Origin of the sequence: Sphingorhabdus buctiana (assembly GCF_042680825.1) — a bacterium.
GTDB classification, from domain to species: Bacteria; Pseudomonadota; Alphaproteobacteria; order Sphingomonadales; family Sphingomonadaceae; genus Sphingorhabdus_B; species Sphingorhabdus_B buctiana.
The window spans coordinates 118,003-131,208 of sequence record NZ_JBHUEL010000004.1 but is presented as its reverse complement, the minus strand read 5'-3'; the positions used below and the strand labels follow the sequence as shown (position 1 = coordinate 131,208).

Sequence of the window (13,206 nt, the reverse complement as noted above, 5' to 3'; positions counted from 1 at the left end):
AACAGTAATACAAAGAATTATATCAGAAAGGTAAAGGTAAATATCATGGCTTTGGCAATGCGTTTGTCGCGTGGCGGTTCGAAAAAGCGCCCCTACTACAAAATCGTCGTCGCCGACTCGCGTGCACCGCGCGACGGCAAGTTCATTGAGCGTATCGGTAGCTACAATCCGCAGCTTCCCAAGGACGATGCAGGCCGCATCATCCTCGATGCAGACCGTGCGAAGCATTGGCTCGCTGCTGGCGCGCAGCCTTCGGATCGCGTTGCCCGCTTCCTCGATGCCGCTGGTGTCAAGGAGCGCAAGGCTTCGGTAAACCCGAAGAAGGGCGAACCCGGCCAGAAGGCAAAGGATCGTGCGGAAGACAAGGCTGCGAAGCTTGCTGAAGCTGAAGAAGCTGCCGCAGCTGCTGCTGCCGCTCCAGCGGTTGAAGAAGCAGTCGCTGAAGAAGCCGCTCCGGCTGAAGAAGTTGCTGCTGAAGAAGCACCCGCAGCTGAAGAAGCCAGCGAAGAAAAGGCTGAGGGTTGATCCTTGGCTGAAAAGACCGTCACGCTTGCGGCCGTTGCCGGTGCGCATGGCGTGACGGGCGAAGTCCGATTGAAGCTGTTCACCGAAAGCGTGGACAGCCTCAAACGGCACAAAAGCTATAATGGCGGCGCACTGACATTGAAGTCGGTGCGTGCGCACAAGGGCGGAGCAATAGCCCGTTTTGCCGAAATTAACGATCGCAACGCTGCGGAGACACTTCGCAGCACATTATTGACCGTGTTGCGCTCAGAACTGCCAGCATTGGCCGACGGCGAATATTATCATAGCGATCTGATCGGGTTGCGCTGCGTCTCTACCGAAGGCGAAGATCTAGGCACCTGCATTTCGGTCGAAAATTTCGGCGCAGGCGATATTCTTGAAATCGAAAAACCGGATGGCAAACGGTTCATGGTGCCCATGAATGCGCAGGCTGTTCCCGAATGGGGTGAGCGGATAGTCGTTGAGGCGGTCTTCGTTCAATGACCTTCCAGGCGCAGATTTTGACGCTTTATCCGGAGATGTTTCCTGGCCCCCTAGGTGTGTCCCTGGCTGGCCGAGCATTGGCCGAAAAGAAATGGACTTGTTCACCTATCCAGCTGCGCGACTTTGCGACCGACAAGCATCGCACCGTTGACGATACGCCTGCTGGTGGTGGGGCGGGGATGGTGCTCAAGGTTGACGTCATGGCGGCAGCGGTTGACCATGCTATTGAAAAAGCACCTGATTTGCCAATCGTGGCGATGACTCCACGCGGAAAGCCAGTCACGCAGGACCGCATTCGCGAATTGGCGAATGGACCCGGAGTGACCATCCTTTGCGGACGATTTGAAGGTTTCGACGAGCGGCTTTTCGATGCCCGACCGCAAATCGAACAGATAAGCATGGGCGATATCATCCTTTCCGGCGGGGAAATGGGCGCTTTGATGCTATTAGACGCTTGCATTCGGCTGCTTCCCGGCGTAATGGGCGCGCCCGATAGCGGGGTTGAAGAGTCCTTTGAACAAGGACTGCTCGAATATCCGCATTACACCCGACCTGCTGAGTGGGAAGGGCGCACGATCCCTGAAGTGCTGCGATCGGGGGATCATGCGAAGATCAAAGCCTGGCGGAAACAACAGGCCGAGACAGATACACGGCTACGCAGGCCAGACCTTTGGGAGCGTTACAAGAACGCTCGGGACTGACCTGCCTCTGGTGTGCAGTATGAAGAAGGAAGAAGACAGGCCATGAACCTGATCCAGACACTTGAGCAAGAGGCGATTGCCGAACTTGCCACCAAGAAGAACATCCCGGAATTCCGGGCCGGTGACACCCTGCGCGTTGGCGTGAAGGTGATCGAAGGTGATCGTACCCGTATCCAGAACTATGAAGGCGTGTGCATCGCACGTTCGAACAAGGGCATGGGATCGAATTTCACCGTCCGCAAGATTTCGTTCGGCGAAGGCGTAGAGCGCGTATTCCCGCTTTACAGCCCCAATGTCGAAAGCATCGAAGTTGTCCGTCGCGGCGCCGTCCGTCGTGCGAAGCTGTACTATCTGCGCGGCCGCACCGGTAAGAAGGCACGTATCGCCGAGCGCCGCGTCAACACTATTACCACCAAACAGGAGGCCGAAGGCTGATCCCGTCTGGTTGCGTTTAACCAAGATACCGAAAGGGCCGGGATCCGCTAAAGGGACCCGGCCTTTTTTCTTGTCCCGATAGCAAGTTCGAATACGAGGAAGTCAAAATGGGTTATCGAGTTGTAGTTGCGGGCGCCACGGGCAATGTCGGGCGTGAAATGTTGAATATTCTGGCGGAACGCGAGTTTCCGGCAGACGAGATCGCGGCCGTTGCATCGTCGCGTTCGGCAGGTGAAGTCATCGAATATGGCGAAACTGGCAAAACGCTCAAAATCCAGAATATCGAACATTTCGATCCCACGGGTTGGGATATTGCCCTGTTCGCCATCGGCTCGGACGCAACCAAGGTCTTCGCGCCGAAATTTGCTGCTGCTGGCTGCACCGTGATCGACAACAGCTCGCTCTATCGCATGGATCCGGATGTTCCCCTGATTGTTCCTGAGGTGAACCCAGACGCGATTGATGGTTACAAGGCGCGTAATATCATCGCCAACCCGAACTGCTCGACCGCGCAGATGGTGGTTGCGCTGAAACCGCTCCACGACGCTGCGAAGATCAAGCGCGTGGTCGTGGCGACCTATCAATCGGTTTCCGGTGCCGGCAAAGCGGGGATGGACGAACTGTTCGAACAATCGCGCGCGATTTTCGTGGGTGATCAGACCGAGCCGCAAAAGTTCACCAAGCAGATTGCATTCAACGTCATTCCGCACATCGACAAATTCCTGGAGGATGGCTCGACCAAGGAAGAGTGGAAGATGGTTGCCGAGACCAAGAAGATTCTCGATCCCAAGGTGAAGGTCACCGCAACTTGCGTGCGCGTACCTGTATTTGTCGGCCATTCGGAAGCGATCAACATCGAGTTTGAAAACGAGTTGTCAGCGGAAGAAGCGCAAAACATCCTGCGCGAAGCACCAGGCGTCATGCTGGTCGATAAGCGCGAGGATGGCGGTTATGTGACCCCGGTGGAATGCGTTGGCGATTACGCCACTTTCGTAAGCCGCGTGCGCGACGACTCGACCGTCGATAACGGCCTCAATCTTTGGTGCGTGTCGGATAACCTCCGCAAGGGCGCTGCGCTCAACGCAGTGCAGATTGCAGAGCTTCTCGGACGCAGGCACTTGAAGAAAGGCTGAATCCAGTTCAGGAGGTCGGCATGACACTTTCTGCCGACCTCTTCTTCTCGTTCCGCTCTCCTTATAGCTACCTTGCCATTGGCCGCTATCGTTCGATGATGGAGGAATGGGATGTCAACATCGTCTTGCGACCCGTTTATCCGCTAGCGGTCCGTGAGCCTGATTTCTTCGAGCGCAACCATCCAAACTGGCTGCGCTATACTTTCACCGACATGTTCCGTGTCGCCCAGTTCCACGGGATCCCGTTTGGACCACCACGGCCTGATCCGATTGTCCAAAATGTGATGACCCGGCAGATCGCCGAGGACCAGCCCTATATCTATCGCATGACCCGTTTGGGGCAGGCGGCAGCGCGTCGTGGCAAAGGGCTTGCGTTCGCACATGAAGCGGCAGCCCTCATATGGGGTGGTGCGGAAAACTGGCACGAAGGCGAGCATCTGGCCAAGGCTGCCGAACGTGCCGGGCTCGACCTGGCTGAACTGGATGCAGAAGCCATTTCGGAAGCGGAAGGCCTGGATGCGGAAATTCACGCCAATCAGGCTGCGCTTGAGGCAGGCGGCCATTGGGGTGTGCCTACCTTGGTGTTCGAAGGCGAACCGTTTTTCGGCCAAGACCGGATCGAAATGGCGCTCTGGCGGATGCAGCAAAAGGGCCTGGAAAAGCGCTCCGCTTAATCCGGAAGGTGCGGTGGAGGTCCGGTATCAGGCTTGATTGGGCGTATCAGCAGCACCAGCGGCAGGAACGCCAGCACCATATAAAACAGCAACTGGAAGTCGCTTAGGTAGGCGATCATTGCGGCCTGACGGGTAACCTCCATATCGAGCACGCGCATCACTGCGTCGCCGACTACGCCAAATCGGTCCGCCATGGATGGATCGATCACTTCAAAACTGGATGAAGTGATGCGTCCGCCCAATTCCTCGTGGCTCACCTGCATGTTTCGCGTCAGCATCGTGACGCTGATCGAGATTCCCAGGCTGCCGCCAAGGCTGCGCGCAAGATAGAGAAGGCTCGAAGCATCGGTTCGCACCGAAAGCGGAAGCGTAGAGAAGGCTATGACGTTGGTCGGCATGAAGGTGACCCCCATGCCAAATCCCTGGATCAGGCCCACAGTGATGAAGTGCCAAGCACCCATTTCCATCGCCCAGCCAGTCATCAGCCACATAGAAAAGGCCACCAGCGAAAAGCCTGAGAAGATGATCCAGCGGATATCAAGGAATGTGACCAGTCGACCGGCGGTAATCATGCCGATCAGGATGCCAATGCCGCGAGGGGCGAGCAATGCGCCGGTATCAAATACGGTGTAACCATAAATGTTTTGAAGCATCGGCGGCAGCAGCGCAAAAATTCCATACATCATCAGGCCGATGAGCGAGCCAAACATCAATGCCGTCAGGAAATTGCCGTTGGTAATCATGTTCGGATCGAACAGGGGTTTTTTTGTCGTCATGCTGTGGATCGCAAACATCCAGAAGGCAGCAATGGCCACGCCCAGTTCGATAATAATTTCCCAGCTTTCGAACCAGTCCTCATGCTGACCGCGATCGAGCATCAATTGCAAAGATGCGAGGCCCAACGCGAGCATGGCAAAGCCGAATATATCCAGCTTTCGATCGGTAATCTGGCGCGATGGCAAAAGCCACCACAGCAGCAACAATGTCGGAATTCCAATCGGCAAATTGATATAGAAAACCCAGCGCCAGTTGTAACTTTCGGTCAGCCAACCGCCAATCATTGGGCCGAAAATGGGTGCGATCATGATTCCCATTCCCCAGACCTGCATCGCCCTTGGAGCCTTTTCGGGTGGGTTTATATCGAGCAAGATGGTCTGTGACAGCGGCCCAATAAACGCAGCGCAGATGCCTTGCAGGATACGGAAAAGCACCATTTGCGTAAGGCTGGTCGCAACTCCGCAAAGCATCGATGCCACGATGAAGCCGGCGACAGCCGCAAGGAAGAGGTTGCGCGATCCGACCCGATCGGAAAGCCAGCCTGCTGCCGGCATCGCAACAGCACTGGCAAGGATATAGCTGGTTAGGACCCAGGTGACACTGTCGATCGTCGCGCCAAGGCTGGTCTGCATATGAGGGATGGCGACATTGGCGATGGTCGAATCCAGTATCTGGATTATCGACGCGCCCATCACCGCCAGTGTAAGCAACCCCTTATGTTCAACCGGCAGGGCTGCCTTTCCAGGCGTGTAATTATTTGCTGGTGTCGATGCGGACATAGGCCGACAACCCGGCGATCATCTGGCGCTTGGGTTTCTCCGTGATTTCAATCCGCACCGGAACACGTTGTGTGACCTTCACCCAATTGCCACTGGCATTTTGGGCTGGAAGTACCGAGAACTCCGATCCGGTTCCTGCTCCGATGCTGGCGACCCGGCCTTTTACTTTCAAACCCGGATAGGCATCAAAGCTGATTTCAGCAGGCTGGCCAACGCGCATCTTGGCAAGATCGGTCTCCTTGAAGTTGGCCTCAACCCATCCCTTACCGTTGGTAACGATGGTGAGCGCGGGCAACCCCTGAACCATCATCTGTCCATATTGCAGGCGGTCTGCCTGGCTGACTATGCCATTTGCGGGTGCCCGCACTTCGGTTTTGGAAAGATCAAGCAGGGCCTTATCACGCTGGACCTGACCGGCGAGAACACCGGGATTGACGCCGGGAGCTGCGGCACCAGTTGCCAATGCAGCACGTGCCATTTTAGCGTCGGCTTCGGCGCGGGCAAGTTTGCTTCGGGCGGTGGACAGCGCATGCTCGGCAGCCTGCAATCGCGCCTTGGTCGTGAAACCGCTCTGCATCAGGGCGGACTGGCGCTTATATTCTTCAGTAAAGAACGCGACATCGTCACGGGCAGCATCGATATCGACACCGCTATTGCCCAAATCGGTTTCAAGCGTTGTAACCTTGACCTGCGCGGCCGCGATCGATGCCTCCGCCTGCGCTATCGCGATTTTGAATGGATCGGGATCAATCCTGAACAACAGGTCGCCAGCCTTTACGTGCTGGTTTTCCTTGACCGCGACTTCAACAATCCGGCCGCCAATTTCAGCCGCGACCGAGACCTTGTCCTGTTGGACATAGGCATTGTCGGTCGAAACATAGTGATCATTGGCGACGTAATAGACGATGCCACTAATCGCCAAAGCCAATGGAACCGAAATCATGACCAGAAGTCGCAACCATTTGCGTGGATGCTTGATCGGTCCAACGTCTTGTTGTGCTGCCGGCTTCATCTGCGCATCCGCTTCAGCCATTTGCGGCCTCCGGCGACTTGCGGGTGAGGTTCAATCTTATGATATCCAGCATGGCTTCCAGGTCAGCTTGTTGTTTGTCGGTAAGGCCTGAAACAGCATCTGCGAACAATTCGGTCGCAAGCGGTTTCAAGTCGTCAAGTCGGGATTCGCCGGTGGGGGTAAGATGAATCCGCCAAGCACGCCGGTCGTTAGGGTCTGCCCTGCGTTCAACCAGTCCCGCGTCCTGCAAACGATCAATCATCCGGCCGAGTGTTATCGGCTCGACATCCATCATTTCCGCCAAGGTAACCTGCGTGCTGCCGCCAAAGCGGTTGAGCAGCCCCAATACGCGCCATTGGGGGCGCGTGATGCCCTTGTTGCGAACGCGCTCGTCAAAAGCGCGCCGCATGAGACGGGCGGTATCGCCAATCAGGAATCCAAGATCCTCACTCATAGCATGGTATATAATAGCAATGCTTATTATAGGCAATGCTCTTGCGTTCATCGAGCGGCGGATTAAACCGCCAACCGAATAAGAAAGTAGCGCGAGGCCAAAATGATCACCGAGTTTTTCGACGCGTCTGACGGCATTCGCATTGCCTATCGCGAGTTGGGGGAGGGGCGTCCGCTCATCCTCTTGCACGGCTATTTCAGCGAGGCTGACACCAACTGGATTAAATATGGCCATGCTGAACTTCTCGCTGAAGTTGGCTTTCGCGTAATCATGCCCGATTTGCGGGCTCATGGCCTGAGCGGCAAACCGCATGATCCTGCCCACTATCCGAAGGATATCCTTGCCGAAGACCAGTTCGCATTGATCGACCATCTGGGGCTCAACGACTTTGATCTGGGCGGCTATTCACTCGGAGGGCGAACGGTTGCCCGTATGCTCGCCAAAGGGTGTCGCCCGCGCCGGGTTGTCATTTCGGGCATGGGGCTTGAAGGCCTGTCCAACACCGGCAAAAGAGCTGGCCATTTCCGGAATGTGCTCGAAAATTTGGGCAAGCATGAACGCGGCTCGCCTGCTTTCATGGCGGAAGCATTCCTAAAGACCACCGGTGGTGATCCGGTTGCGCTGCTCAACATATTGGATACATTCGTTGATACGCCTGCAGAAACACTCAAGACGTTCGATCTGCCCATTGGTGTGATTTGCGGCGAAGAAGATAATGATAACGGCTCGGCACGCGATCTGGCCGATCTGTTACCTCAAGGAAGGCTGATCGCTGTGCCGGGTAACCACATGAGTGCGGTTATCAAGCCAGAATTGGGGCAAGCATTTCGGGCCTATCTGCAGGAGGGGTTATGAGCGGGGAGACTCCACAGGAAAAGGCGTTCTGGCGTTTCTGGCTATCGGGGTTGATGCTGTTTGCGTTGATGATTGCGCTCAATCCGTCAATTTCAAATGGCGCTGCACCGATGGGAATTTCGGACCATCAGGCTGCCGCTACTGCGGCAAGGGTGAATGAAATCCAGGCTGCTTGGCAGTCGTATGGAGTGCTCTGGCTCGCGCGCCTTAGCATGGCCATCGACCTGCTTTTCATAGGTATATACAGCTGGGGTGCTTGGCAGGGTGGAAAGATGATACGTGCATCGACCTCTCCCGGGCTTGCGAGGCTTGGCCTCGCGATCATGGCCGCAGCTGCGCTGTTTTGCGTAACCGATTATATGGAAACCACCTCGCAATTCATCCAGGTGATGCGGTTTGAAGGGAGCGATGTGCTCGCAGGATTGGCCGCTACAGTCCGGCCCGTGAAGACCGTTGCCTTCCTCGTAACTTTCGCCGGTCTGCTAGCGGCGCTCCTGCTTCGACGAATGGCACGCCGCAGCGCTTGACCTCTATTGCGCACAGGCGCAGGGATGGCCTCAGAAAGTTATATCTGGGGAGCCATTCCAAATGAGAAAGTTCGTATCCTCCGTTGCTCTTGCCGTTGCCCTGGTATCCACGCCGGTCATGGCGCAAGAGGCGACGCCCACTGTCTCCGAAGCTGAAGCGTTTATCGCAAAGGCAGAAAAGGATCTGTACGATTTCACCGTCGAAGCCGGACGTGTGCAGTGGATCAATTCAACCTATATCACCGATGATACCGATGCCCTCGCAGCCAGATATGGCGAGATCGGCACCGAAAAAGCTGTCGCTTATGCACTCGAAGCGGCCAAGTTTCAGAATGTCGCAGGCCTTTCGGCAGAAACCAAGCGCAAGCTGGACATCCTGCGCGGCGGGCTCGTCTTGCCTGCGCCAACGAAAGAAGGTGCAGCGGCGGAATTGAGCACCATCGCCACCAAGCTCCAGTCGGCTTACGGCAAGGGCAAGGGCACGCTGAACGGCAATGCCATCAATGGTTCGGATATCGAAGCAGCGATGGGAACCAGCCGCAATCCCGAAGAACTCAAGGAAATGTGGACGAGCTGGCACGACAATGTCGGCAAGCCCATGGGCAAGGATTATGCCCGCCTGGTAGAAATTTCCAACGAAGGTGCCAAGGAACTTGGCTTCAAGGATGTCGGTGCGATGTGGCGTTCGGGCTATGATATGCCTGCTGACGACTTCGCCAAGTTGACCGATAAATTATGGCTCGAAGTAAAGCCGCTTTATGACGAACTCCACACTTACACGCGCAACAAGCTCAACGAAAAGTATGGCGATGCCGTCCAGCCCAAGACCGGGCCCATCCGTGCTGACCTTCTCGGCAATATGTGGGCACAGGAATGGGGCGGCATCTATGACATCGTCGCTCCTGCGGGTGCCGGCGATATCGGCTATGACATTGGCGAACTGCTCAAGGCCAAAGGTGTCGACGAAATGGGTATGGTCAAGATTGGCGAGGGCTTTTTCTCGTCACTCGGCTTTGAACCGCTCCCGAAGAGCTTTTACGAACGCTCACAATTCCTGAAGCCGCGTGATCGCGAAGTGGTTTGCCATGCGTCGGCTTGGAATATCGATAACGTCGATGACCTGCGCATCAAGATGTGCATCAAGGTGAATACGGACGATTTTGTCACGATCCACCATGAACTTGGCCACAACTATTACCAGCGTGCCTATAACAAGCAGAGCTACCTGCACTTGAACGGCGCGAATGATGGCTTCCATGAAGCGATTGGCGATGCCATCGCGCTTTCGATTACGCCTGAATATCTCGTCCAGATTGGTTTGCTCGACAAATCCAAGGTGCCGAGCGCTGACAAGGATGTTGGCCTGTTGCTGCGCCAAGCGATGGACAAGGTTGCCTTTCTGCCATTCGGCCTTCTGGTCGACAAATGGCGTTGGGGTGTGTTTAACGGGTCGATCACTTCGGCAAATTACAACAAGGGCTGGACTGATCTGCGAACGCAATATCAGGGCATTGTTCCGCCCGTCGAGCGTCCTGCCGATGCGTTCGACCCCGGCGCAAAATACCACATTCCCGGCAACACGCCCTACACACGCTATTTCCTGGCCCGAATCCTTCAGTTCCAGTTCTACAAGGCTGCGTGCGATGCTGCCGGGTGGAAGGGGCCGCTGCATCGTTGCTCATTCTATGGCAACAAGGAAGTCGGTCAAAAGCTGAACGCCATGCTTGAAATGGGTGCGTCGAAACCTTGGCCCGATGCGCTTGAAGCCTTTACCGGCAGCCGCGAAATGTCGGGCAAGGCAATGATCGAATATTTCAAGCCCTTGATGGATTGGCTGAAAAAGCAGAATAAGGGCCAGAAGAAGGGTTGGTAAGATTCTTGGGGGGAAATGGCATCATGCGAAACTCGATTGCTTGCCTTGCACTGGCACTTTCGGTTCCTGGTGCCGTTTCCGCCCAATCGGTCAATTACCAATCGCAGCTCCTGCTCGGAGAGGTCGTACTCAATATCTCGGGCTCGGGTAGTTACACCCAGAGAGGCAATATCGCCTATCTGAGCGGGCAGATGGTTTCTGATGCAGCCAGTGCGGCTGATGCAGAAGCGATGAACCAGCAGAATTACGAGTTGCTGGTCAGCAGCCTTGGCGCGCTTGGTGTTGGCCCGACCCAGATCCGCAAGCTGAAACTCGACAGCAAAAGCCCGCCGACCGCCGGTCAGGTCCGTTCGGTCTGGCAGGTTTATGTCGAACTTTACGACCAGTCGAGGATGGGAGAGATCATTTCCGCCTTGGAAGGGGGCGAGGTGCGGTCGATCCAGCCCGCACAATATGATGTCACCGACCGGACGGCATTGATGACTTTTGCGCGCCAGCGCGCAATCGACGATGCCAAACGTCAGGCCGACGCCTATGCCACCGCGTTGACGATGGTGGTGCGCCGGATCACGCGCATTGATGAAACGGCATCGGGCATTTCAACGAATAGTGGCACTGAGGGCGATGTCGTCGCCACTGCCAATGTCAAAATCGATTTCGTCCTAGGCCCGATGTTCAGCCCGGGTTCCGGAACTCCCTGACCAGCGTCAGGCGTTCCGCGCCATCAACCCGCCATCAACCGGGATTACTGCACCAGTAATGAAGCTGGCTGCTGGCAGGACGAGGCTGAGCGTCATGTGCGCGACCTCCTCAGGCCATGCATAGCGACGCAAAGCCGTCCGCCGTTTGGCGTAAAGCATCTTGTCTTCCTCAGGCACATTGTTCGTCATTCCGGTGCGGATCGGGCCGGGGCAGATGCAGTTGACGGTTATGCCTTCCTTACCAAGATCGACAGCCATGCCGCGCGTCAGGCCGGTAACGCCGGTTTTGGCAGCCACATAAGGCGTGTCGCCGGGTGTGGCACCAAGTCCTTCGGTTGATGCGATATTGACGATCCGTGCGGCGTCGCTCTCGCGCAGCCAGGGCAAAGCGGCGCGCACCGTCCGCTGATGCGCGGTTAGCAGTATTGCGAGCGCACGATCCCAGACCGCATCATATTGTTCACCCGCATCAAGCGGACAGAATGCCGAAATGCCCGCGTTGTTGACCAGTATGTCGATGCCGCCAAATGTCTGGGCGACCGAAGCGACCACGTCGTTGATCGCATCTACGTTTGAGACATCGAGTGCAAATGCCTTTGCCGTACCGCCATTTGCCTCGATTTCCGCGACCACTGCATCGCAAGCGGATTGATCGAGGTCGGTGACCGCGACTTTAGCGCCCTCGCTGGCAAACAGGATCGCGGTGGCTCGCCCCATTCCGCTGGCTGCGCCCGTAACGATTGCAACACGCCCGGCAATTGAGCGGGACAGGGGAGGGCATTGTTCCATGATTTATCTCAGCGGAATGGTGGTTCGTTGAACGCGCGCAATTTGCGGCTGTGCAGACTGTTGCCAGCTTCGCGAAGCAACTCGCAGGTCTGGATACCAATTTGCAGGTGCGCCGCGATTGCTTCTTCATAGAAACGGTTGGCTTGCCCCGGCAATTTGATCTCTCCATGCAGCGGCTTGTCAGAGACGCAGAGCAACGTGCCATAAGGAACGCGGAAACGATAACCTTGCGCTGCAATTGTCGCCGATTCCATGTCGATGGCAACCGCCCGCGATTGCGAGAAACGCAGCGCGCTGTCGGTGTAGCGCAATTCCCAGTTGCGATCATCAGTGGTGACGACCGTGCCGGTGCGCATCCGCCTCTTTAGATTGGCGCCGCTCGCACCCGATACCTGCACCGCGGCGGCTTCCAATGCTTGTTGCACTTCTGCAATTGGCGGGATGGGAATTTCGGGCGGCAGCACCCGATCAAGGATATTGTCATCTCGCAGATAAGCATGGGCGAGCACATAATCGCCGATGCGCTGGGTGTCGCGAAGGCCGCCGCAGTGCCCGATCATCAACCACACTTCGGGGCGAAGCACGGCGAGGTGATCGCAGATGTTTTTTGCGTTGGATGGACCGACACCAATATTGACCAGCGTGATGCCGCTCTCGCCCTCTGCCATCAGGTGATAAGCGGGCATCTGGTGCTTGCGCCAGGTGCTATCCGCAACAAGCTGTGCATGGTCATCGGTCGCTTTATCGACATAAAGCCCGCCGGCACCGGACAAGGCGGTGTAACGACCTTTGCCAACCTGCTGGCACGCCCAACCGACAAATTCATCGACGTAACGATGGTAGTTGGTGAACAGGATATAGCGCTGGAAATGCTCCGCTGGTGTTCCCGTATAGTGCTTCAGGCGAGCAAGAGAGAAATCGGTTCGCAGTCCGTCAAAAAGCGAGAGCGGCGAGCCGTCTTCATCGGCGATCAAAAGGCCGTCAGCGGCTTCGTCCCCGATGTCGGCCAGTTCGGTCGCCGGAAACCATTTCGATAATTCAGTCGGAGAAACATCGCCCAGTTCGAGCCCGTCGAGCACATAGGGGAAGGGTATTTCCTGCTTGCCCGGGCGGACATGCATTTCAAGCTCATACTGGTCGACGAGCAAGTCGATCTGGCTTTCCAGATAATCCTTGAAGATTTCGGGTCTGGTGAGCGTGATGCAATAGGTGCCCGGCTTTTCGAGCCTGCCAAATGCGAGGTTGGCAACATTCCCGCGCTGCGTTCCGTGATAGCGGATAACCAGTTCAGGATAGGCAAAGGCCCCGATCGCGCGATCGGCCATGTCAGGCAATGTGCGATCTTTGAGATAGGCTGTCAGTGCATCGCGTAAGCGCGCGACGGATGCATCATAGTGGTCGGTGATTTGGCGGATTATTTCTTGTGTCTGTTTATTGGCCATGAAGGCGGATTCTCCATTTCCGGCAATTTGGCAAGCAAAAAGGGCG

Annotated in this window: 15 protein-coding genes; 10 read left to right on the top strand and 5 right to left on the bottom strand. The window is 56.2% G+C overall.

Going from position 1 to position 13,206, the window contains the following annotated elements; translation table 11 throughout:
• Window positions 1-45 precede the first annotated feature (45 nt).
• The 6 genes from rpsP to ACFSAG_RS05690 all read left to right on the top strand — a co-directional run bounded on the left by rpsP (window position 46) and on the right by ACFSAG_RS05690 (window position 3,951).
• Window positions 46-525, top strand: a complete 480-nt coding sequence (gene rpsP / locus ACFSAG_RS05715; protein WP_381512324.1) for a 30S ribosomal protein S16 — start codon at window positions 46-48, stop codon at window positions 523-525.
• 3 nt (window positions 526-528) lie between these two features.
• Entirely contained in the window at window positions 529-1,008 is a 480-nt protein-coding gene (gene rimM, locus ACFSAG_RS05710; RefSeq protein ID WP_381512321.1) for a ribosome maturation factor RimM, read from the top strand.
• Window positions 1,005-1,709, top strand: a complete 705-nt coding sequence (gene trmD, locus ACFSAG_RS05705; RefSeq protein ID WP_381512318.1) for a tRNA (guanosine(37)-N1)-methyltransferase TrmD — start codon at window positions 1,005-1,007, stop codon at window positions 1,707-1,709. Before rimM ends, trmD begins: the two co-directional genes overlap by 4 nt.
• A 42-nt stretch (window positions 1,710-1,751) precedes the next feature.
• Window positions 1,752-2,144, top strand: a complete 393-nt coding sequence (gene rplS / locus ACFSAG_RS05700; protein ID WP_374611275.1) for a 50S ribosomal protein L19 — start codon at window positions 1,752-1,754, stop codon at window positions 2,142-2,144.
• A 107-nt stretch (window positions 2,145-2,251) separates the two neighbouring features.
• Complete coding sequence (locus ACFSAG_RS05695) at window positions 2,252-3,277, top strand: aspartate-semialdehyde dehydrogenase (protein ID WP_381512314.1); 1,026 nt, start codon at window positions 2,252-2,254, stop codon at window positions 3,275-3,277.
• 20 nt (window positions 3,278-3,297) lie between these two features.
• A complete protein-coding gene (locus ACFSAG_RS05690) occupies window positions 3,298-3,951 on the top strand; it encodes a 2-hydroxychromene-2-carboxylate isomerase (protein WP_381512310.1) in 654 nt (217 codons plus the stop codon).
• Here ACFSAG_RS05690 and ACFSAG_RS05685 read toward each other — a convergent pair.
• Genes ACFSAG_RS05685 through ACFSAG_RS05675 form a run of 3 tightly spaced genes read right to left on the bottom strand, consistent with a single transcriptional unit; the run spans window position 3,948 to window position 6,973 of the window.
• Window positions 3,948-5,507, bottom strand: coding sequence for a DHA2 family efflux MFS transporter permease subunit (locus ACFSAG_RS05685; RefSeq protein ID WP_381512307.1), 1,560 nt, complete (start codon window positions 5,505-5,507; stop codon window positions 3,948-3,950). The genes ACFSAG_RS05690 and ACFSAG_RS05685 overlap by 4 nt on opposite strands.
• Complete coding sequence (locus ACFSAG_RS05680) at window positions 5,482-6,540, bottom strand: HlyD family secretion protein (protein WP_381512304.1); 1,059 nt, start codon at window positions 6,538-6,540, stop codon at window positions 5,482-5,484. Before ACFSAG_RS05680 ends, ACFSAG_RS05685 begins: the two co-directional genes overlap by 26 nt.
• Window positions 6,533-6,973 carry a MarR family winged helix-turn-helix transcriptional regulator gene (locus tag ACFSAG_RS05675; RefSeq protein WP_381512301.1) on the bottom strand — a complete coding sequence of 147 codons (441 nt, stop codon included), beginning with the start codon at window positions 6,971-6,973 and terminating at the stop codon, window positions 6,533-6,535. The genes ACFSAG_RS05680 and ACFSAG_RS05675 overlap by 8 nt, the downstream gene beginning before the upstream one ends.
• Window positions 6,974-7,075: 102 nt before the next feature.
• Here ACFSAG_RS05675 and ACFSAG_RS05670 point away from each other — a divergent pair, with 102 nt between their 5' ends.
• The 4 genes from ACFSAG_RS05670 to ACFSAG_RS05655 all read left to right on the top strand — a co-directional run bounded on the left by ACFSAG_RS05670 (window position 7,076) and on the right by ACFSAG_RS05655 (window position 10,929).
• Window positions 7,076-7,828: an alpha/beta fold hydrolase gene (locus ACFSAG_RS05670; RefSeq protein ID WP_381512300.1), complete on the top strand. Its 753-nt coding sequence runs from the start codon at window positions 7,076-7,078 to the stop codon at window positions 7,826-7,828.
• Window positions 7,825-8,355: a hypothetical protein gene (locus ACFSAG_RS05665; RefSeq protein ID WP_381512297.1), complete on the top strand. Its 531-nt coding sequence runs from the start codon at window positions 7,825-7,827 to the stop codon at window positions 8,353-8,355. Before ACFSAG_RS05670 ends, ACFSAG_RS05665 begins: the two co-directional genes overlap by 4 nt.
• Before the next feature lie 61 nt (window positions 8,356-8,416).
• Complete coding sequence (locus tag ACFSAG_RS05660; RefSeq protein ID WP_381512294.1) at window positions 8,417-10,228, top strand: M2 family metallopeptidase; 1,812 nt, start codon at window positions 8,417-8,419, stop codon at window positions 10,226-10,228.
• Between the two features lie 23 nt (window positions 10,229-10,251).
• Window positions 10,252-10,929: an SIMPL domain-containing protein gene (locus ACFSAG_RS05655; RefSeq protein WP_381512291.1), complete on the top strand. Its 678-nt coding sequence runs from the start codon at window positions 10,252-10,254 to the stop codon at window positions 10,927-10,929.
• Between the two features lie 6 nt (window positions 10,930-10,935).
• Here the strand turns inward: ACFSAG_RS05655 and ACFSAG_RS05650 are convergent, their stop codons facing one another.
• The gene (locus tag ACFSAG_RS05650) at window positions 10,936-11,718 is read right to left on the bottom strand and encodes an SDR family NAD(P)-dependent oxidoreductase (RefSeq protein ID WP_381512289.1); all 783 of its coding nucleotides are present in this window, start codon (window positions 11,716-11,718) and stop codon (window positions 10,936-10,938) included.
• An 8-nt stretch (window positions 11,719-11,726) separates the two neighbouring features.
• The gene (locus tag ACFSAG_RS05645) at window positions 11,727-13,160 is read right to left on the bottom strand and encodes an AMP nucleosidase (RefSeq protein WP_381512287.1); all 1,434 of its coding nucleotides are present in this window, start codon (window positions 13,158-13,160) and stop codon (window positions 11,727-11,729) included.
• Window positions 13,161-13,206 lie beyond the last annotated feature (46 nt).